Here is a 19,563-nt window from a genome sequence, read left to right on the forward strand (position 1 = left end):
TTTTTTGCTTTGCTATTCACGCACGTTAAGGCACGCGCCCGCTTGAACCATAGCCTACTCATTGGAATCGCGCCCGAGCTGAAGGACGATGCTGTTTGCGTCTCGTCAGGGATAAAGAATTGCGTGCAACTCAACGTCAACTACAGACAGACACGAGTTCTGGCATAGGGGCTAAAAGAGGACAGATTTACTTTCTAGCCGGCTGCCAGTTGATCCAAGCGAATCCATTCGATGAAAACTCTCAGCGCAGCGAAGTAAAAATAAATCTGCCCCTTTTCTACAGATCTTGCGTGAGAGGTAGCGATGATGGCTGACATGATTTCTCCGAGCATAAAAAAAACGCCCTGAGGCGGCTTGATGTTGTTGTTCGCTTTACAGGCAGCTTTTCACCGCCAGTTCCATATCGCTACGCCCATAACCTGGCGCCCAAGCCATACGCTGGTACAGCTGTACCGAGCTGCCTTTCGGTGTCTTTCTGACGCTCAGTAACTCGTCCGTCAGATTGTTGCTAGCCGCGATCAGCCGATAGCCATGCTCCGTCTCGGACATAGAAACATCGCTGCGGGCGTCCTGCCACCGTGGAAATACGCACAGCGCATAACGCTTAGGGTCTTTATCGGTACTGGCCAAAATGCTCGGAGCTTTCAACTCAAGGTCGCCGGGGGATACACACCCCACCAACATCGATACCGCCAGCACTCCTAGGATAAATTTCATGCAAGTCACACCTGTGGGAACGGATGCAGAATATCACTGGGAACGAAAAAGCCGGCGCCGGACTAGACGGTGCAGTCCAAATACCCCAACTATTTTGATTTACGAGCCTTGTATTCTATTATCACCTCAGTTTGCTCAAGGTCTATGCAAGAATCCACCGTAAAAACGACCAGATACACTTAGGTATCGATTTGTCGCCCATCGCCAACAAACGTTGCATCTATTATGTACTGGTACAGCTGCTTAGGGATTTCGAGCTGAAACGCAGACTGATAAAGCTTTTTATTACGCTGGTAGTTCTCTTGTTCCTTTCCAGCGGTCAAAACTTTAGGGTTTGCCCAGTGCCCGGAGTTATTATACTCCCGTTTCTCAGCATTTCTTCCAATGCTAGCCTTTAGATGTCCAAGCTGCATCGCGTCACCAAGATTCTTAAATTCCGCCTTGTGCCCCTGAGAAATGGAATCATCGATTGATTTAAAGTACAGGTCGCGCATTTGCTTTCTTATCACATCCTTTTCCGTCGGGTTATTTACACTGGGATCCGGCGAATCAGCAATTGAAACAGCAATAACTTCAGGCACTATATCAACCCCATTATAATTTACTCTTAAGCCGAAGTCCTTGAACAGACTCTCCGTATCCCTTTTTAGCGCATACAACCCGCTACCAGAGTCATTGAAATCCAAAATAACGATCGTATTGAACAGCTTTTGCGGATTTTTTTGGATCTTACTCTTCAGGTACTGAATAAATTGGGACTGAGGAGCCACGAACTTAAAATGAAATTTCCGGCCTCCATCTTCAATCACCTTATCCCCCTTATCAAGTTTGCTGTCCGCTGTTAAAATAGAGACTCGATACGGCTCCACCCCACTTACGTCAACAGTTACAACATTGCAGTTCAACCTCAGCAATGCCCATTTGAGAATTTTTGGCGAGGCACCGGGGACTACAAACTTACTTGTTGGGTATTTTATTTTTAGAAGATTTGCCAGCTCGTACGCCTCCCTAAAATAACTGAATGTCGCAACTCTAAACTTCGCCCCTAACGCAATCCTTTCTCCTTTACTCAGCTCACCATCTTCTATGTGTACCCAAGCAGTTCCAGAATCGAGTTGAACTGGAAACCTATTTAGCTTAGAGATTGATTTAGCCAAGCGAAACTCTGAACGCGCCACATTATAAACGATGAATTTCATAGATCACGCTCCATATTGATCCTACTGAGACCACCAACAAAAACAGTTATCACGATTAAAAGTCATAAATCTTCTTTGAACAACACCATGCTGTGCCGTCTAATTATTTATTTCCATTTCTTAAATCTAGCTAATCATCTTGGCACCTGCACTGCTGACAAGAGTAGTCGGTCCTAGTTGACGTTCAAGGCAAACGCATCAATTAGCTTTAACTCTGAGTCATTGATTTTTTTAGCATTAAGAGCCAGATACTGACGACTTCATGGCTCCAGGGCTTCCCGGCACGAAACGCTGATTGGTCCGCACGCCCACAGCCCTGTCGGATCACGTGGCTAATTCGTTTGGCTGTGCCGGAGTATCAGTCGTGTTCGGTCAAGCCATGGCCCGCCGAAGACGATGATTTCGCTCGGGCGCCCATACAGGTGGTGCAACATAAAAGACCCGGGGCCGAAGGCCTCGGCGTCTTCGCCAGGCAGCCCCGGGTCAGCACCGAGGAAAATCCCGGCATGGTTCGGGTGAGCCGTCCGGCCAACCTCCATCACGATCATGTCGCCGCGCTGTGGCTGGTCGACGCGGTAGAAGCCGGCGGCCTCGTAGTTCACCTCGTACAGGCTGGTGTTGTCCTTGCTCTCCCACCAGCCGTCGGCGCGCTTGAAAGCTTCGAACTCAAGCCCCCACTCGCGCTTGTACCAGTCGGCGCAGACCTGCCAGCAGTCCCAGGAACCGTGGACGAAGGGGCGCTTCAGCAATGGCGTCTCGCCGGCGGGTACCACCGTCCGCAAGTCGCCCTGCGGCCAGCTCAGGATGTGCCAGGACATGACCGTCGCCTCGCACATTGCCAGGTCGCGCGGTGACGGTCGGCTTGTGGCGTCCGGGAAAAAGGGGACAGATTTATTTTCTAGCCGGCTGCCAGTTGATCCAAGCGAATCCATTCGATGAAAACTCTCAGCGCAGCGAAGTAAAAATAAATCTGTCCCCTTTTCTACTGCGGATTGATGTCAGCGCAAGCGGTAGACAATCGGACCGAGTCCTTGCTTTTAGAAACTGAGACCTACAAAAAGCGGGCGACTCATAAGTCGCCCGCTTTTGACATAAATCAGCAAGGATGAAAACTAAGCGTCGGGATGCTCACTGGTGAAGAAGGTAGCGGAGCAAATACGCCAGCGGCATACGCACGACGGACTGATCGATGCCCCGTGGTTTGACTGGACTTGGGCCTCGCATGGAGATTCTGGGCAGTGGTCACTCCAGAATAAAAAGACCAGAATAAAGACCTATTCAGGAGTCATATCCATGCAAAATATTCTTGCCGATGTGGCCGTCAGCGTATCTGAACTCATGAAGAACCCATCTTCCGCCTTGAGCAGCACCAATGGCTTACCTGTGGCCGTGCTGAACCACAACCGCGTTGTGGGCTACATGGTCCCGGCGAATGTCTATGAGGCGATGGTCGAGCGCCTGGACGAACTGGAACTCGTACACCTGGTCAAGGCACGTCTCGACGCCAACGAAACACCTGTTCGACTATCTCTCGACGATCTGATTGGCGAGGCCGAAGCAGATATCGCCAATGGCCGTTGAGTAGCGAAAAAGCCCGCGTATCGGCTATCAGTGGCTTCCACTATAACAAGCCTCCCCAAACCCCAGACGCAAAAAAGGGCCAACCTCTCGGTTGACCCTTCTAGACCGCCCAGCAGAGCGGATTTTGTTTGGTAGGCGCGATTGGACTCGAACCAACGACCCCCACCATGTCAAGAGCCACCATGCTAGGCGTAGAGCTACGAAGCTCAAGGCCCTAAGAGAACGCCCATTCACATTATGAGGCGTCAACCATGGCTAACATTCGCTCCCTTCCCTCCGGTAACTGGAACGCTCAGGTACGCCTGAAAGGGAAACCTGCCCAGTCTAAAACCTTCCCCACTCAAGCGTTGGCCCAAGCATGGGCTGACCAGCTTGAAGCCGTCACCAAAGAACACCAGACCCATACGCTTTACACCTTGGGCATGACCTACTGTGAAACCTTGCTCAAGGGTAAGGGTAGCTATGACCATGCAATCAAGATCGTTGACCAGCTCTTTGCTGCGTTCCCTCAGTCAATCCATGACATCACCCCTCAGCTAGTCAATGACTTCAAGCTGAAGCGTCTACAGACGGTCAAGCCTGCTACCTGTCGTATTCAGTTAGCATTCATGTCCCGTTTCTTCAGGTTCGCTAAGCGTGGCCTGCTAATCGACATACACAACCCCGTAAGTGACATAGCCCTACCCAAGCCAGACAAATCTAGCGACAAGGTAATCAGCGCTGGCGAGCTTAGACAGTTGCTCAGCAAGCTATCCCCTACCATGGCGCTCATCGTAGAGCTTGCCTATGAAACCGCTATGAGACGCTCAGAAATACTCAAGCTCACGACTCACTGTCTTCACCTGGATGAACGTATTGCGGATGTAGTGGACGGTAAGAATGGCACTAGGTCTGTGCCCCTCACGTTGCGTGCTATAGAGCTATTGAAAGAGGCCCAGCGGCTCGCTTTAGCAAACAAGGCACACAGAGGACGACTGTTTATTGTGACGCCTCATGCAGTGTCACAGGCGGTTAGGTTGGCAAGGAACAAGGCGGGTCTTGATAATAGCGTCAGGCTTCACCAGTTGAGGCATACGCGCATCACCAACGTTGCCAAGAAGGGATTTAACAACGCTCAGATAATGATTGTGTCGGGGCATAGGGACACAAGGTCTGTAGCTAGGTACTCACATTTAAATGCTAAGGATGTACTTCACCTAATTGATTAAGCCGCCTGTAAGCACACAGGGACGACGTTAGGCAATCAACTGCCTCCATGTTGCCATGTAAGACTGTAGCCCCCCACAGGGGCTTACAGTGGCAGCGAGTAAAGGGATGTGTGTGACTGAGAGTTACGGACAGACATTAATTTTGAGAATCCGTGTCGAGTACTCTTTCAGATTTAAGTATATACGTATAGAAACTACAATTATTTTCACAATCGCTGTCCCCGTTTCTCTCAAAAAAGAGTATGAGATATAGGACATGAAAATATTTACGCCACGCCTTGTAGACCTTTACCCCGAAAAACCAGTATAGCTTATACCAGTATAAAGATTGCTTCCTCACACTGCTAACTCAGAGTCAGTAGGTAGCGGTCTTTTTTATTGCCTAAATGGTGAGACCCCATATATTGGGCATTGGAGAGTAACAATAAAAAGAGAACGCAATGGACATAGATAAAATTATAGAAAGCAAGATCATGCGCCTAAACACTACTGAACGTAAGCTCGTGTGGCTGATGATCAGGAACAAGAGTAACGATGGCTTACGCTGGTGTGAAATCCCCATTGATGAGTTCTGCTCAGCGACAGGTAAATCTTCTAGCTCGTGTAGCAGAACCATTCAATACCTAGTAGAACACGAACTCATTGCCTTACGAAAGGTAAGGCTCGGGTCCTCATACCGTAACCAGTTTAAATTAATTCCTTTGGAGTAAGACAAATGAAAACAATTACTATGACAGATGTTAACGAACTTGCTCGACGTACAGGCAATACTCCTATGGGTGTCCTCACGGAATTGATTGAACAGGGCTATCAATTAACAGATGAATCATCTCAGCCAAAGGGTAAACCTCTGAGCTCTGCCAAGGACGCTCTCTCACTATGGAAAGAATCTAAGCAGCGTGTAGCTGAGGAAATGTACAAAGGTGATCCTTTAGTGCGACAACTGATGGACGCTGACAACGCATCTAAAAGCTTCGCTCCTCAATCTCCGAAAACCATCCTTGAGCGAGATGAACAAGGCAAGGTTACAGGTACATCTAAGAGCATGCTCACAGGTGCCACCATGAAAGAACAGGCTGAGCTAATGGCTGCTATACGTGCCACTTACAAACAAGGAGAAAACTAATGGGTAATACCTATCTGACAGAGGCAGAGCAACGAGCACTACAAGAACGACGTTCTGAGCTAGGCGCAATGGATTGCAGTATCGAACAGAAAAACCGTCTTATCACAGGTATTCGTGACTACAAATTTGTGGAATATGGGATGAGCCAGTACGGTTACTATCAAGTCCTGAACATCAAGGGGAACAAAATACCTCACGAGCTAACAGGTAACTTCACTCATCCGAGCTACATTATCAAGCTAGTAGACAGCCTACTTAAAGAAGGAAAACTGATTGATCCCAAGTGACTCAAGGATTATATACGTAGCAGAAGCTACACCGGGTACAGGCAAGACAGAACAATTCATCAAAGAGCTAGATTCTGACCCTTATAAACGCTACCTGTATGCCGTACCTACCAAGGTGCTGTCAAAGGATGTCGTTAAGCGTATCCAGGCCATTGGAATAAATCACATTTGCGTAATCAATAGTGACACCCACAAGAATGTCACTGACACCGTAGAATGCACGCTGCTTGAAGATGAACCTAAGGTCCTTATCATCACGCATAAGACCTTACTAGACCTTGATCCTTGCTACCTGCAAGATTGGATTGTGGTCATTGATGAAGTTCCATCGGTCGCTAACAATCTCACCCGAGATATTGGCGATCACGCCTACACTAACTTCCTAGAGAAATTCATTGAGATTGATAACGTCTCGACCAAAGCGTCTATCAAACTAGGAATGACCAAGGAAGCAAGAGCAATCTATTCAGATGTAATAGATGACAAGGGGATGTCAACCATTACTACTTGCCTAGGGGCACTACTCAGGGGCAAAGCAGATGTATTCATCAAGGAGTATCTCAGCAAGAAGGAAAGTAAATGGAAATGGCAAGTTAGGGTGATTGACTACTTTGACTTAAGCGGGATCTATGAGCACGCCTCTGAAACACATATCCTTGGAGCCAACGTCACAGGCACCCTTGCCTATCAGCATGCCCTCACCAAGGGCTATACCACTGCAGCGTCAAAATTCACACCGGAATACAGACGCTATAAATTCGAGAGTTACATCTATCCATTGATTGGTGGTAGTAAGGTTAGCAAGACCATGCTTCTTACGCTTCCTGATGGTGCTGTAGCTGAAGAGTGGAGCGATAAGGTATATGGGCATTCGCTGTTACGTGACGCTATAGAATTCGTACAAGGTGAACCCCTCCTTGTACAGGCTCATGAATGGTGTAAGTATCCTTTCGAGGATCACCCTAATGTAATACGTATCCCCTTTGATGCGAGGGGATTGAATGGATACTCAGACGTACACAATACGCTGTCACTAATCCACGGCAACCCTAATCCTATTGACGACCAGAACAACTCTGAGATGCTAGAGAAAATGGCTATCTCTTCAGCAATAGGCAAGCAAGCCCTGCGCAATGAACGCTATAGAGAACTAATATTTCAAGCCGCAACACGCAGCAGTATTAGGACATTTAGCAATGATAGACCTACTGTTCACTTTGTACCTACAGAGGAATCAGCACGCCATCTAGCATTCGATCTTAGGGGCAATCACCTAATCCTAAAAGACCTTACTCGACCAGCACCTAACACTCGCTCCCGAAGCAAGCTAGAAGAAAACATTCTCACTGCTAAAGCACTATCCTCTGAAGGTCTTTCTCTCAGGAAGATTGCATCAGTCATGAATGTTAGCAAAAGTATCGTATCCAAATGGCTTCAAACTGCTAACTGACAGCTCGAACTGTCCACTTTCTCTTAGAGTATCTTTAAGGGATTGTGGACACTTTACACTTAACAATAAAATCAAAATCAAAAGCAAAAGCAACGTCGGCACAGCCGACAAAGAGCACGCATTAAAGAGAGAATCAAAAGCAGAGCACCTACTAGCAATCCGCTCTTGATCTTTCTTATTTGCGTATGCCACTACGTGGCGTGCTCTTGCTCTTGCTTCTGTCACGTAGTGACGTTAAGACTACACCCATCAATGGATAACCATATGTTAGATACAGACACCATTAGAATACCTAGCGTTACTTCATTCACCTTCAAAAATATAATTCTTCGCAGGGGCTTAGCTAAGGAGATTATTGCTAAGCGCAATGACCATCAAGCGTTATACAACCTATCTCTTACTCATCGCATCACCCTACAAGCCGTAGGCTATATATCCCGATGCAGACTTAAGGATATTGAGGAAGCACCTGCTATTAGACCGTGATCTACCTCCTAACTCTCCTGCTATGCCTTCAGTACACTCAGCTATTAATCTTACAGATAATGCAGAACTACAGCGTTCTAGCCATAGCCCTAAATATCATCTGCTATTCACTCACTCTAGCAATCACAATCCAACATACAAGACCGAGAGCACCATGAACCTTACAGATAAAGATAAGACCGAATACATTGAGACCAATTCACACTGCGACCTGGCTAAACGCTTAGGCGTAACCATGCTCACCTTAGACATTTACGCTGAAGAACAAGGATGGAAGGAGGAACACCGTATCTACTGGCATGATAAGTCCATTGAGATATTGAAACAGGAGTTAGTCAACGGAAACATAGCAGCGGTTAAGGAGATGCTTAAGGTAACTGGTAGCGTAAGACCAGTAGGACGCCCAAGGAAAGCAGATGTAGAGCGTGAAGTGGCGATTAGCAAGCGCATTGCTGACGAATACGAAGCTGACGTACAGAGACTCAGCCTTGTAGGCGGCAAATAGAATAATTATTTATTAAGACAGATGAGGTGTATTGGTGCCTCACGCCACCGACCAGACTAGCGATACTTTCTAGCTAGGTAGAATCTTAGTAACGACATAATAGACAAGCGAATTAGCGACGCTACAACAACAAAAATTACAGCCACTATGATCTTACCTTTGAACAATGCCATATACATCGTTGCAATTAAAACAGAAACCATAAATATATTACATAGGAACCCAATGGGGTGACGAGACGCCGTTAGTTTTATTACTGCGGCCAAGCGTGACTGTTCGCTATCCATTGCAGCCATCCATTTTGATATAGCTATGACATAGAAAGCATTACGCTCGGTTCTAGGTGGTTACCTAGTGCCCCTTAGGGGTGCTCAATGCGTTACCACACTGGCCGTTCTTCACAGGGGCTAACGCCTGCTGTGCCCGATAGTTCAGCTACCAGTAACCTGCCCTCCTAACAACGCCAGAAGGGGTAAGCGTTCCACCTCTGAGGGTGGCACCTCGGCCTGTCTACGAACCGCCGGCTCGGTCTTCAGAGCGTTCACACCATCACTACACCATCGAAAGGTTCGCTATGGCGCTACTGACATTAAAGCGCCTCACTCTCTGAGACGTACGGTTCAGCGTGTACTAGGCCCGTTTGCCTGCATTCGATATAGCTCTTTGCCACCCTTTTGTCAATCAGACTCAATATTTACGAGCAAGCAAGAGATCAACCAGTCTCTCACTCATTCGATACATTGGTGCGTTACCAGGAGTAATGTCTATAATGAGGCCCTGGTCCAAGAGAAACTGTATGGCCGCCGATAAGTCCAAATGTTTATCTGTATGCAACTCAAAGTAAGGCTCACTAGCGAAACCTATCATGGAGTAGCTGCTTTTTACGAAAAATACTCGAACGCCACTGCCCCCTTCAGCTCTAAGATCACGCTCCATTTCTTCAATAACTGCGGGAAATCTACTTTTAATTTCCCGCCATAGCTTCTTTGACTTCTTCTCTGCTTCCTTCTCCCTACGGGCATCCGAGTACTTATCGGCAAGATAATTTCCCGCCGCTGCTGTAAATGCTCCTGTAAGAAAACCCACCGCCAGTGAAAATAAATCCATTAGATACCTCCCGTAATATCTTCTTTTAGATATACATAGCAGGACGCCGTATTTTCCGCTAGAAATAGATGAGCCGCATTGCATACATAAGCACCCTCCCCCTAACCCCCTTCCCACCCCTACCAAGCAAACGCTCACATAATCCCTATAGCGTCGCCTATGGCGTTCATAATTCAACACAGAGCGTTGGGATGTAGAGCGTGGCCGATAGGCGTCTGCCGCCTCACAGCAGGCACGTAGCTCAGTTGGTTAGAAGCCTGCCCTTGTGAGGTACGAACAACGGGCAAGGGAGTGAGCTTGCGAACGTACCACCACCTAGACAAGAAAGGGCTCAGGCCATACATCTCAATAGGTTAAGTGGGTTCATTCACAATTCTGAGTGTGAACAGAGGGAGGTAGGAATCTACGTTCACATTGCCTTGTGTGAACGAAGCCTATAATTTGTGAACGTTTTCTTAGGCAAAGAAAAAGGGGAACCCTTTCGGATTCCCCCTCTAGACCGCCCAGCAGAGCGGATTTTGTTTGGTAGGCGCGATTGGACTCGAACCAACGACCCCCACCATGTCAAGGTGGTGCTCTAACCAACTGAGCTACGTGCCTGCTGTGAGGCGGCATTCTACGGAATTCCGAAGGGGTGTCAATACCTTTTTTTCACCTAACCCTATGAATATGCAAAATATTTAATTTCACCAAACGCGTCGAAGATTGGCGGTGGCTGGCGGCTGATTTTTATCTCGGGTAGGATCGGCGCATTCGTAAAAAATATAAAACAGAGGTTGCAGAATGGCGAACACACCGTATCCAGAATCTTATTACGCCGCGTCGGCCAATCCGGTTCCAGCTCGCCCTGCCCTGCAGGATGATGTCGAAACGGATGTTTGCGTGATCGGCGCTGGTTACACCGGCCTGTCCTCTGCGCTGTTTCTGCTGGAGAACGGTTTCAAGGTCACGGTCCTTGAGGCGGCAAAGGTTGGCTTTGGCGCTTCAGGTCGTAATGGCGGGCAGATCGTTAACAGTTACAGCCGCGACATCGACGTGATCGAGCGCAGTGTCGGGCCTCAGCAGGCGCAGTTGCTGGGCAATATGGCGTTCGAGGGCGGTCGGATCATTCGCGAGCGGGTGGCGAAGTATCAGATTCAGTGTGATTTGAAGGATGGCGGAGTATTCGCTGCCCTTACCGCCAAGCAAATGGGCCATTTGGAGTCGCAGAAGCGTTTGTGGGAGCGTTTCGGGCATACCCAGCTTGAGTTGCTCGATCAGCGGCGTATTCGCGAGGTGGTGGCCTGCGAGGAGTATGTGGGCGGGATGCTGGACATGAGCGGTGGGCATATTCATCCGCTGAACCTGGCCCTCGGTGAGGCGGCGGCGGTGGAGTCTCTTGGCGGGGTGATTTATGAGCAGTCGCCGGCGGTGCGCATCGAGCGTGGCGCCAGCCCGGTTGTGCATACACCGCAGGGCAAGGTCAGGGCCAAGTTCATCATCGTGGCGGGCAATGCTTATCTGGGCAATTTGGTGCCCGAACTGGCAGCCAAATCCATGCCTTGCGGCACCCAGGTTATTGCCACCGAGCCGCTGGGCGATGAGCTGGCTCGCAGCCTGCTGCCTCAGGACTATTGCGTTGAAGACTGCAACTACTTGCTCGATTACTACCGACTCACGGGCGACAAGCGTCTGATTTTCGGCGGCGGCGTGGTGTATGGCGCGAGGGATCCGGCGAATATTGAAGCGATCATTCGTCCGAAGATGCTCAAGGCATTCCCGCAGCTCAAGGACGTGAAGATCGACTACGCCTGGACCGGAAACTTCCTGCTGACGCTATCGCGCCTTCCGCAGGTCGGGCGCCTGGGGGACAACATTTATTATTCCCAGGGCTGCAGCGGCCATGGCGTGACGTATACGCACCTGGCGGGCAAGGTCCTGGCCGAGGCGCTGCGTGGTCAGGCTGAGCGTTTCGATGCGTTTGCCGATCTGCCGCACTACCCTTTCCCCGGCGGTCAGTTGTTGCGTACGCCGTTTGCGGCGATGGGGGCTTGGTATTACGGGCTGCGGGATAGGCTTGGATTCTGACACGTCGGACGACTTCATAGAAAAGGGCTGCTGCGCAGCCCAGCGGGAGCAAGCTCCCTCGCCACAGGCGTGTTCCAACCTTTCAGTGTCATTATCCCGAAAACAAAAAACCCCGGTCTTTCGACCAGGGTCTTTGCTATCGACTAGAAGTAGCTTTTCAGCTTTCTTCTTAGCTTCAAGGCGTTCAGTGGGCCTCGAAGCAGATATGGCGCAGCGGACGGGACTCGAACCCGCGACCCCCGGCGTGACAGGCCGGTATTCTAACCGACTGAACTACCGCTGCGTATCGCTATGGACTTGCGTCCAGTTAACTCGTCTGATCCAACCCCTTGGGCTTGGATCTCGAACCAGGCGAACCTGCTTCGGAAAATATGGCGCAGCGGACGGGACTCGAACCCGCGACCCCCGGCGTGACAGGCCGGTATTCTAACCGACTGAACTACCGCTGCGCGTCGGTGGAGGCTTTTGACAGCTTCCGTCTTGCTTTCGCAAAACTCTCGTAAAACATGGTGGGTGATGACGGGATCGAACCGCCGACATTCTGCTTGTAAGGCAGACGCTCTCCCAGCTGAGCTAATCACCCTTTGCTTCGTTGAGGCCGCGAAATTTACGCAGGTACCGAAGCTAAGTCAATAGCAGGGTTGAAGTTTTTTCAAAACAGTTCAAGCGGCACGCACAACCGCTCTCACTCATAAATCATTTTCTTGGTCATGCCACCGTCCACCACGAACTCCTGGCCCGTGACAAAACCGGCATTGCGCGACAACAGCCACGCCACCATCGCCGCTACATCCTCTACCGTGCCTACCCTGCCTGCCGGATGCTGAGCATGATCGGCATCGGTGAGCGGCTGCGCGCGACGCTGGGACGGGTCCCGTGCGTCGATCCAGCCGGGGCTGACAGCATTGACCCGGATCTCCGGCCCAAGGCTGATCGCCAAGGCATGGGTCAGGGCGAGCAAGCCGCCCTTGCTCGCCGCATAGGCTTCGGTGTCGGGTTCTGATTGTGCGGCACGGGTCGAGGCCAGGTTGACGATGGCGCCATTGTGGGCACGCAGGTAAGGCGCACAATGCTTGGCCAGCAGCATGGGACCACCCAGGTTCACCGCCAGGACCCGATTCCAGTAGGCCAGATCCAGGCTTTCCAGGGTGATGTTGTGGGGATCGGCGATGGCCGCGTTGCACACCAGCGCGTCAAGCCGTCCAAACTGGCCCAACACCTCGGCGATTCCCGTGGCGACTTGCGTCTCATCCGCCACATCCATGGTGATGAACCAGGCGTTCTCCCCCAGCGTCTTGGCGACCTTGGAGCCGCGCTCACGATCCAGGTCAGTCAGCACCACCTGCCAGCCCTCACAGATCAGCCAGGTAGCAATCCCCAGGCCGATACCCCGCGCGGCGCCTGTCACCAGAGCTACCCGGCCATGAGTGCCGCCGTGCGGCGTTGCCAGCTCGATCACAAGGCGGCCAACCCACGGGCCAGATCGGCTTGCAGGTCAGCCACGTCCTCCAGACCCACCGCGACGCGGATCAGGCTGTCGCGGATGCCCGCTGCTTCACGCTCCTGGGGCGTCAGGCGACCGTGGGAGGTGGTGCTTGGGTGAGTGATGGTGGTTTTGCTGTCACCCAGGTTGGCGGTGATGGAAATCAACCGGGTGGCGTCGATGAAGCGCCAGGCGCCCTCCTTGCCCCCTTTGACCTCGAAGCTCACCACCGCACCGAAACCGCGCTGCTGACGCGCGGCCAGGTCATGTTGCGGATGGCTCTTGAGGCCGGCGTAGTGCACTTTCTCGATGCCATCCTGCTGCTCCAGCCACTCAGCCAGCAGTTGGGCGTTGGCGCAATGGGCTTTCATACGCAGGCCCAGGGTTTCCAGGCCTTTGAGGAAGATCCAGGCGTTGAACGGACTCAAGGTCGGCCCGGCGGTGCGCAGGAAGCCCACCACTTCTTTCATCTGCTCGCCACGACCGGCCACCACGCCGCCCATGCAACGACCCTGGCCGTCGATGAACTTGGTCGCCGAATGCACCACCACGTCGGCACCCAGCTTCAGTGGCTGTTGCAACGCCGGCGTGCAGAAGCAGTTATCGACCACCAGCATGGCGCCCTTGGCGTGGGCGATTTCCGCCAACGCGGCGATGTCCACCAGCTCGGCCAGGGGGTTGGACGGCGATTCGACAAACAGCATCTTGGTATTGGGCTTGATTGCCGCATCCCAACCGGACAAGTCCGCCAGGGGCACGTAATCGACTTCCACGCCGAAACGCTTGAAGTACTTTTCGAACAGGCTGATGGTCGAGCCGAAGACACTGCGCGACACCAGCACGTGGTCGCCAGCGCTGCAAAAGCTCATGACCACGGCCATGATCGCCGCCATGCCGGTGGCGGTGGCCACAGCCTGCTCGGCACCTTCCAGAGCAGCGAGGCGCTCTTCGAAAGCCCGCACGGTGGGGTTGGTGTAGCGCGAGTAGACGTTGCCCGGCACCTCGCCGGCAAACCGGGCCGCCGCATCGGCAGCGGTACGGAACACGTAGCTGGACGTGAAGAACATCGGATCGCCATGCTCGGCTTCCGGCGTGCGGTGCTGACCGGCGCGGACCGCCAGGGTATCGAACGCTACACCCTCAAGGTCGCTGTCCAGCCGACCGGCATCCCAATCCTGACTCATGCTGTCGCTCCTGTAGTCATTAAACGCAAACCGGCCCCTCAGGGCCGGCTTGTCACTCAGTTGTTGTACAGATCGATGATCGCGCTGACCGCCTGGGTCTTGGCCTTGGACGCATCGTTACGAGCGTTCTCGATCTTGTTCAGGTAGGCCTCATCGACGTCACCGGTGACGTACTTGCCGTCAAACACTGCGCAGTCGAACTGCTCGATCTTGATCTTGCCACCACCCACCGCTTCTATCAGGTCCGGCAGGTCCTGATAGATCAGCCAGTCGGCGCCGATCAGGTCGGCCACTTCCTGGGTAGTGCGATTGTGGGCGATCAGCTCGTGGGCGCTCGGCATGTCGATGCCGTAGACGTTCGGATAACGCACGGCCGGCGCCGCCGAGCAGAAGTATACGTTCTTGGCACCGGCTTCACGGGCCATCTGGATGATCTGCTTGCACGTGGTTCCGCGCACGATGGAGTCATCCACCAGCATCACGTTCTTGCCGCGAAATTCCAGTTCGATGGCGTTGAGCTTCTGGCGTACCGATTTTTTCCGCGCGGCCTGGCCGGGCATGATGAAGGTACGGCCGATGTAACGGTTCTTCACGAAGCCTTCGCGGAACTTGACGCCCAGGTGGTTCGCCAGCTCCAGGGCCGCGGTGCGGCTGGTGTCCGGGATCGGGATGACCACGTCGATGTCGTGGTCCGGCCGCTCGCGCAAGATCTTGTCGGCCAGTTTCTCGCCCATGCGCAGGCGGGCCTTATAGACCGAGATGCCGTCGATGATCGAGTCCGGGCGCGCCAGGTAGACGTGCTCGAAGATGCACGGAGTCAGGCTCGGGTTGGTCGCGCACTGACGGGTGAACAACTTGCCGTCTTCGGTGATGTAGACCGCTTCGCCCGGGGCCAGGTCGCGAATCAGGGTGAAGCCCAGCACGTCCAGGGACACGCTTTCCGAGGCAATCATGTACTCGACGCCTTCGTCGGTGTGACGCTGGCCGAACACGATCGGGCGGATGCCATGGGGGTCGCGGAAACCGACGATGCCGTAACCGGTGATCATCGCCACGACCGAGTAGCCGCCGACGCAGCGGTTATGCACGTCGGTCACAGCGGCGAACACATCTTCTTCGGTAGGCTGCAGCTTGCCGCGCTGGGCCAGTTCATGGGCGAAGACGTTGAGCATCACTTCCGAGTCGGAGTTGGTATTGACGTGGCGCAGGTCCGATTCGTAGATCTCCTTGGCCAACTGCTCGACGTTGGTCAGGTTGCCGTTGTGCGCCAACGTGATGCCGTACGGCGAGTTGACGTAGAACGGCTGGGCTTCGGCCGAAGTCGAGCTGCCCGCTGTTGGGTAGCGCACATGGCCAATGCCCATGTGACCGACCAGGCGCTGCATGTGACGCTGATGGAACACGTCACGCACCAGCCCGTTGTCCTTGCGCAGGAATAACCGGCCGTCATGGCTGGTCACGATACCGGCAGCGTCCTGGCCGCGGTGCTGGAGCACGGTTAGCGCGTCATACAGCGCCTGATTGACGTTCGACTTACCGACGATACCGACGATGCCACACATGCGACACAACCCCTACTTAATGGATCTGAACTGAACAACACTCACTGCGGCGTTTTGGCCATCGGCAAGAGTTGTTCCTTGAACGGTATTTCAGCGGGTACGCTGATACCGCTGGCAAGCCACTGACTGCTCCAACCCAGGATCAGGTTCTTGGACCAGTCTGCGACCAATAGAAATTGTGGCACGAGCCGGGACTCCTGCCACCACGTATCCTGCTGTACCGGCCCCAGGCTCAATAGCCCGACAGCCACGACCACCAGCAACGCGCCACGCGCCGCGCCGAAGGCCATGCCCAGGAACCGGTCCGTCCCGGAAAGCCCGGTGACGCGAATCAGTTCGCCGATCAGGTAGTTGATCATTGCGCCGACCAGCAAGGTGGCGATAAACAAGATGGCACAGCCCGCGATCACGCGGGCCGACGGAGTTTCAATGTATCCGGCGAGGTACTGGGACAACGAACCACCAAACATCCAGGCTACGACCCCCGCGATGATCCAGGTCAGCAGCGAGAGGGCTTCCTTGACGAAGCCGCGGCTCAGACTGATCAATGCGGAGATGGCGACGATTGCAACGATCGCCCAGTCAACCCAGGTAAATGGCACGGTGCAGCCTACAGACGGATAAGGCGGCGCATTTTAGCAGAGGCCAGAGCTGTCGGTAAGCTGCGATTGTCAGTGTGATTCAAATCAGGCAAACCGCCGTCAACCGCGCTCAGGCTGAAAACGCACCACAAAACCCTTGAGGTTCTGCTGGCGGCTGAGCAGGTCCCGCAGCCGATCAGCCTCGGCACGCTCGATCAGCGGCCCCACAAATACGCGATTCTTGCCATCGGCGGTGCGGATATAGGCGTTGTAGCCCTGGCTGCGCAGGGTTTTCTGCAGTTTTTCGGCACTCTCACGATTGCTCAGGCTGGCCAACTGAACGGACCAACTGACCGACAGACCGTTGGCGTCCACGCGGCTTTGCGTGGTATCCGGCTTGGCCGGGGCTGGGGTAATCGGTTGGGTCGGGGCCGGCTTGGCCACCGGTGCTGCCGGGGCTGGAGCGACTGCCGGCTTGCTCGGAGCCGGCGCTGCCGTGGCGGGCGCCGCCGGCGCAGGCTCGATCGGCAGGGAAGGCGCAGGTTGCTCGGCCAGTTCCTCGTCGCTCGGAACGGGTTCCTGGGGTAGCGCTTCAGGTTCAGGCACCAGCACCGGCTCGACCTGCACGGGCGCGACAGACGGCGCCTGGGGGGCAGCCGGAGCGTCGACCGTAACCTGGCGCTGCTCATCCTGACGAGAAAACAGCATCGGCAGGAAAATCACCGCCAAGGCCACCAATACCAGGGCCCCGACCATGCGCTGCTTGTACGCCTTATCCAGCAATGCCATCTGCAGCTTCCTCCGTGGAGCGCCGGGCCAGCCATTGAAGGGCCTCGGCAACACAAAAAAATGATCCGAACAGCAGGATCTCATCGTCGACCGTCGCCAGGGCGCACTGCCCTTCCAGCGCCGCGGCCACGCTGTCATAAGTCTCTACGCAAGCGCCGCGACGCTGCAAGGCTTCCCGTAGTTCGGCAGCCGGGCGCGAGCGCGGAGAATCCAGCGGTGCTACCGCCCAATGCTGGACACTAGCACCCAACGCATCGACAACGCCATCCAGATCCTTGTCGCCAAGCAGCCCGAACACCGCCAGGCGGCGCCCGGCTACCGGCCGCCGCGCCAGGCGCTCAGCCAGATACTGCGCCGCATGAGGGTTGTGGCCGACATCAAGCAGCAGATTCAGGCGCTTGCCGTGCCAATCGAACTGGCGACGATCGAGACGACCGACGACGCGAGTCGCTTGCAACGCTTCGATAATTTGCCCGGCATGCCATGGCAGGTCCAGCAACAGGTAGGCCTGGAGCGCCAGCGCGGCGTTTTCCATCGGCAGCTCCAGCAGCGGCAAATCGTGCAGTTCCACCTGATTGCCCCGGGCGTCACTGCCCCGCCATTGCCAATGCTGCTCAGTCATTGCCAGGTCGAAATCCCGCCCGCGCAGGAAGAACGGGCAGCTCAACTCGCGGACCTTGTCCAGCAACGGTTGAGGGGGATTGAGGTCACCACAGAGCGCAGGCGCACCCGGGCGGAAGATGCCGGCTTTCTCGAAGGCGACGGACTCACGGGTGTCACCCAGGTAATCGGTATGGTCCACACCGATGCTGGTGACCAGCGCAACGTCCGCATCCACCAGATTGACAGCATCGAGCCGGCCACCCAGGCCGACTTCAAGCACCACGGCATCAAGACCGGCACCCGCGAACAGCCAGAACGCCGCCAGGGTGCCCATCTCGAAATAGGTAAGGGAAATCTCGCCCCGCCCGGCTTCCACCGCAGCAAAGGCTTCGCACAACTCGGCGTCAGAGGCTTCGACGCCGTTGATCTGTACCCGCTCGTTGTAGCGCAACAGGTGCGGCGAACTGTAGACACCTACGCTCAACCCCTGGGCCCGCAACAGCGAGGCCACGAAGGCGCAGGTCGAACCCTTGCCATTGGTGCCGGTAACGGTGATGACCCGGGGCGCCGGCTTGGCCAGTCCCATGCGGGACATTACCGCTTGCGAGCGCTCCAGCCCCATGTCGATGGCTGACGGATGCAACTGCTCAAGGTAGGCAAGCCAATCGCCCAGGGTACGTTGGGTCATATATTCGCTGGCACCGGCGGAACCACGATCGGCTCGATGGGGGCGGCGACGAATTTCGGGGTCGGCAGGCCCATCAGTTGCGCCAGCAGATTGCCCAGACGCGGACGCAACTCCTGGCGGTGGATGATCATGTCGATGGCGCCGTGCTCAAGCAGGAACTCACTGCGCTGGAAGCCTTCCGGCAATTTTTCGCGCACGGTCTGCTCGATAACGCGCGGGCCGGCAAAACCGATCAGCGCCTTCGGCTCGCCAACGATCACATCGCCCAGCATCGCCAGGCTGGCGGAAACGCCGCCGTAGACCGGGTCGGTCAACACCGAGATGAACGGAATGCCTTCTTCACGCAGACGCGCCAGCACCGCGGAGGTCTTGGCCATTTGCATCAGGGAGATCAGCGCTTCCTGCATACGTGCACCGCCGGAAGCGGCAAAGCAGATCATCGGGCAACGGTTTTCCAGGGCATGGTTGGCGGCACGCACAAAGCGCTCACCGACGATGGCCCCCATGGAGCCGCCCATGAAGGAGAACTCGAAGGCCGAAACCACCACCGGCATGCCCAGCAGGGTGCCGCTCATGGACACCAGGGCGTCTTTTTCGCCGGTCTGCTTCTGGGCCGCGGTCAGGCGATCCTTGTACTTCTTGCCGTCGCGGAATTTCAGGCGGTCCACCGGCTCCAGGTCGGCACCCAGCTCAACACGGCCTTCGGCGTCCAGGAAGATGTCGATACGGGCACGCGCACCGATGCGCATGTGATGGTTGCACTTGGGGCAAACGTCCAGGGTCTTTTCCAGCTCGGGGCGGTACAGCACCGCTTCGCAGGATGGACATTTGTGCCACAGACCTTCAGGCACCGAGCTTTTTTTCACCTCGGAACGCATGATCGAAGGGATCAGTTTGTCTACCAACCAGTTGCTCATGCTTTCTTTCTCCAGTACCGGTG

At 54.3% G+C, this 19,563-nt stretch carries 18 protein-coding genes, 4 tRNA genes and 1 pseudogene; 7 read left to right on the forward strand and 16 right to left on the reverse strand.

Annotation, left to right across the window (positions count from 1 at the left end; genetic code table 11):
• Positions 1-194: 194 nt before the first annotated feature.
• The 4 genes and pseudogenes from T3A99_RS07325 to T3A99_RS07340 form a co-directional block, all read right to left on the reverse strand.
• Complete coding sequence (locus T3A99_RS07325) at positions 195-317, reverse strand: hypothetical protein (RefSeq protein WP_322834167.1); 123 nt, start codon at positions 315-317, stop codon at positions 195-197.
• A 55-nt stretch (positions 318-372) separates the two neighbouring features.
• On the reverse strand, positions 373-717 hold the full coding sequence (locus tag T3A99_RS07330) for a hypothetical protein (RefSeq protein ID WP_188251358.1): 345 nt from the start codon (positions 715-717) through the stop codon (positions 373-375).
• Positions 718-896: 179 nt separating this feature from the next.
• Positions 897-1,916: a hypothetical protein gene (locus T3A99_RS07335; RefSeq protein WP_322834168.1), complete on the reverse strand. Its 1,020-nt coding sequence runs from the start codon at positions 1,914-1,916 to the stop codon at positions 897-899.
• A 332-nt stretch (positions 1,917-2,248) separates the two neighbouring features.
• Positions 2,249-2,791, reverse strand: a pseudogene (locus T3A99_RS07340) (NlpC/P60 family protein); the annotation flags it as partial.
• Between the two features lie 418 nt (positions 2,792-3,209).
• On the opposite strand from T3A99_RS07340, the gene T3A99_RS07345 reads away from it, so the two are divergent.
• From T3A99_RS07345 to T3A99_RS07370, 6 genes are all read left to right on the forward strand, one after another.
• Positions 3,210-3,497, forward strand: coding sequence for an antitoxin (locus tag T3A99_RS07345; protein ID WP_322834169.1), 288 nt, complete (start codon positions 3,210-3,212; stop codon positions 3,495-3,497).
• 251 nt (positions 3,498-3,748) lie between these two features.
• Complete coding sequence (locus tag T3A99_RS07350) at positions 3,749-4,705, forward strand: site-specific integrase (RefSeq protein ID WP_322834170.1); 957 nt, start codon at positions 3,749-3,751, stop codon at positions 4,703-4,705.
• Between the two features lie 715 nt (positions 4,706-5,420).
• Positions 5,421-5,831, forward strand: coding sequence for a hypothetical protein (locus T3A99_RS07355; RefSeq protein WP_322834171.1), 411 nt, complete (start codon positions 5,421-5,423; stop codon positions 5,829-5,831).
• The gene (locus T3A99_RS07360; RefSeq protein ID WP_322834172.1) at positions 5,831-6,118 is read left to right on the forward strand and encodes a hypothetical protein; all 288 of its coding nucleotides are present in this window, start codon (positions 5,831-5,833) and stop codon (positions 6,116-6,118) included. The genes T3A99_RS07355 and T3A99_RS07360 overlap by 1 nt, the downstream gene beginning before the upstream one ends.
• Positions 6,105-7,568, forward strand: coding sequence for a DEAD/DEAH box helicase family protein (locus tag T3A99_RS07365; RefSeq protein ID WP_322834173.1), 1,464 nt, complete (start codon positions 6,105-6,107; stop codon positions 7,566-7,568). Before T3A99_RS07360 ends, T3A99_RS07365 begins: the two co-directional genes overlap by 14 nt.
• A gap of 640 nt (positions 7,569-8,208) precedes the next feature.
• Positions 8,209-8,559: a hypothetical protein gene (locus T3A99_RS07370; RefSeq protein WP_304818770.1), complete on the forward strand. Its 351-nt coding sequence runs from the start codon at positions 8,209-8,211 to the stop codon at positions 8,557-8,559.
• 687 nt (positions 8,560-9,246) lie between these two features.
• Here the strand turns inward: T3A99_RS07370 and T3A99_RS07375 are convergent.
• Both T3A99_RS07375 and T3A99_RS07380 read right to left on the reverse strand, forming a co-directional pair.
• The gene (locus tag T3A99_RS07375) at positions 9,247-9,666 is read right to left on the reverse strand and encodes a hypothetical protein (protein ID WP_322834174.1); all 420 of its coding nucleotides are present in this window, start codon (positions 9,664-9,666) and stop codon (positions 9,247-9,249) included.
• A gap of 523 nt (positions 9,667-10,189) precedes the next feature.
• A tRNA-Val gene (locus T3A99_RS07380) sits at positions 10,190-10,266 on the reverse strand.
• A 183-nt stretch (positions 10,267-10,449) separates the two neighbouring features.
• On the opposite strand from T3A99_RS07380, the gene T3A99_RS07385 reads away from it, so the two are divergent.
• A complete protein-coding gene (locus T3A99_RS07385; RefSeq protein ID WP_047229232.1) occupies positions 10,450-11,733 on the forward strand; it encodes an NAD(P)/FAD-dependent oxidoreductase in 1,284 nt (427 codons plus the stop codon).
• A 206-nt stretch (positions 11,734-11,939) separates the two neighbouring features.
• Here T3A99_RS07385 and T3A99_RS07390 read toward each other — a convergent pair.
• The 10 genes from T3A99_RS07390 to accD form a co-directional block, all read right to left on the reverse strand.
• Positions 11,940-12,016, reverse strand: a tRNA-Asp gene (locus tag T3A99_RS07390).
• Positions 12,017-12,105: 89 nt separating this feature from the next.
• Positions 12,106-12,182, reverse strand: a tRNA-Asp gene (locus T3A99_RS07395).
• 58 nt (positions 12,183-12,240) lie between these two features.
• Positions 12,241-12,316 (reverse strand) — tRNA-Val (locus tag T3A99_RS07400).
• A 102-nt stretch (positions 12,317-12,418) separates the two neighbouring features.
• Entirely contained in the window at positions 12,419-13,192 is a 774-nt protein-coding gene (locus T3A99_RS07405) for an SDR family oxidoreductase (protein WP_092400417.1), read from the reverse strand.
• The gene (locus T3A99_RS07410) at positions 13,189-14,400 is read right to left on the reverse strand and encodes an O-succinylhomoserine sulfhydrylase (RefSeq protein ID WP_047229234.1); all 1,212 of its coding nucleotides are present in this window, start codon (positions 14,398-14,400) and stop codon (positions 13,189-13,191) included. Before T3A99_RS07410 ends, T3A99_RS07405 begins: the two co-directional genes overlap by 4 nt.
• Before the next feature lie 56 nt (positions 14,401-14,456).
• Complete coding sequence (gene purF, locus T3A99_RS07415; RefSeq protein WP_047229235.1) at positions 14,457-15,962, reverse strand: amidophosphoribosyltransferase; 1,506 nt, start codon at positions 15,960-15,962, stop codon at positions 14,457-14,459.
• Between the two features lie 41 nt (positions 15,963-16,003).
• Positions 16,004-16,564 carry a CvpA family protein gene (locus T3A99_RS07420; protein ID WP_039593931.1) on the reverse strand — a complete coding sequence of 187 codons (561 nt, stop codon included), beginning with the start codon at positions 16,562-16,564 and terminating at the stop codon, positions 16,004-16,006.
• Positions 16,565-16,663: 99 nt separating this feature from the next.
• Positions 16,664-17,332 (reverse strand): SPOR domain-containing protein, encoded by a 669-nt coding sequence (locus T3A99_RS07425; protein ID WP_047229236.1) that lies wholly within the window; start codon positions 17,330-17,332, stop codon positions 16,664-16,666.
• Positions 17,316-18,623 carry a bifunctional tetrahydrofolate synthase/dihydrofolate synthase gene (gene folC / locus T3A99_RS07430; protein ID WP_274090755.1) on the reverse strand — a complete coding sequence of 436 codons (1,308 nt, stop codon included), beginning with the start codon at positions 18,621-18,623 and terminating at the stop codon, positions 17,316-17,318. Before folC ends, T3A99_RS07425 begins: the two co-directional genes overlap by 17 nt.
• Entirely contained in the window at positions 18,620-19,540 is a 921-nt protein-coding gene (gene accD / locus T3A99_RS07435; RefSeq protein ID WP_047229238.1) for an acetyl-CoA carboxylase, carboxyltransferase subunit beta, read from the reverse strand. The genes folC and accD overlap by 4 nt, the downstream gene beginning before the upstream one ends.
• Positions 19,541-19,563 lie beyond the last annotated feature (23 nt).

It is taken from the genome of Pseudomonas sp. N-137 (assembly GCF_034555295.1).
Classification (GTDB): domain Bacteria; phylum Pseudomonadota; class Gammaproteobacteria; order Pseudomonadales; family Pseudomonadaceae; genus Aquipseudomonas; species Aquipseudomonas rhizophila.

What these genes read in the sequence shown, in the direction of transcription:
- T3A99_RS07325 (WP_322834167.1), bottom strand. Translation starts at nt 317, where the DNA reads ATGTCAGCCATCATCGCTACCTCTCACGCAAGATCTGTAGAAAAGGGG.
- T3A99_RS07330 (WP_188251358.1), bottom strand. Translation starts at nt 717, where the DNA reads ATGAAATTTATCCTAGGAGTGCTGGCGGTATCGATGTTGGTGGGGTGT.
- T3A99_RS07335 (WP_322834168.1), bottom strand. Translation starts at nt 1,916, where the DNA reads ATGAAATTCATCGTTTATAATGTGGCGCGTTCAGAGTTTCGCTTGGCT.
- T3A99_RS07345 (WP_322834169.1), top strand. Translation starts at nt 3,210, where the DNA reads ATGCAAAATATTCTTGCCGATGTGGCCGTCAGCGTATCTGAACTCATG.
- T3A99_RS07350 (WP_322834170.1), top strand. Translation starts at nt 3,749, where the DNA reads ATGGCTAACATTCGCTCCCTTCCCTCCGGTAACTGGAACGCTCAGGTA.
- T3A99_RS07355 (WP_322834171.1), top strand. Translation starts at nt 5,421, where the DNA reads ATGAAAACAATTACTATGACAGATGTTAACGAACTTGCTCGACGTACA.
- T3A99_RS07360 (WP_322834172.1), top strand. Translation starts at nt 5,831, where the DNA reads ATGGGTAATACCTATCTGACAGAGGCAGAGCAACGAGCACTACAAGAA.
- T3A99_RS07370 (WP_304818770.1), top strand. Translation starts at nt 8,209, where the DNA reads ATGAACCTTACAGATAAAGATAAGACCGAATACATTGAGACCAATTCA.
- T3A99_RS07375 (WP_322834174.1), bottom strand. Translation starts at nt 9,666, where the DNA reads ATGGATTTATTTTCACTGGCGGTGGGTTTTCTTACAGGAGCATTTACA.
- T3A99_RS07385 (WP_047229232.1), top strand. Translation starts at nt 10,450, where the DNA reads ATGGCGAACACACCGTATCCAGAATCTTATTACGCCGCGTCGGCCAAT.
- T3A99_RS07410 (WP_047229234.1), bottom strand. Translation starts at nt 14,400, where the DNA reads ATGAGTCAGGATTGGGATGCCGGTCGGCTGGACAGCGACCTTGAGGGT.
- purF (WP_047229235.1), bottom strand. Translation starts at nt 15,962, where the DNA reads ATGTGTGGCATCGTCGGTATCGTCGGTAAGTCGAACGTCAATCAGGCG.
- T3A99_RS07425 (WP_047229236.1), bottom strand. Translation starts at nt 17,332, where the DNA reads ATGGCATTGCTGGATAAGGCGTACAAGCAGCGCATGGTCGGGGCCCTG.
- folC (WP_274090755.1), bottom strand. Translation starts at nt 18,623, where the DNA reads ATGACCCAACGTACCCTGGGCGATTGGCTTGCCTACCTTGAGCAGTTG.
- accD (WP_047229238.1), bottom strand. Translation starts at nt 19,540, where the DNA reads ATGAGCAACTGGTTGGTAGACAAACTGATCCCTTCGATCATGCGTTCC.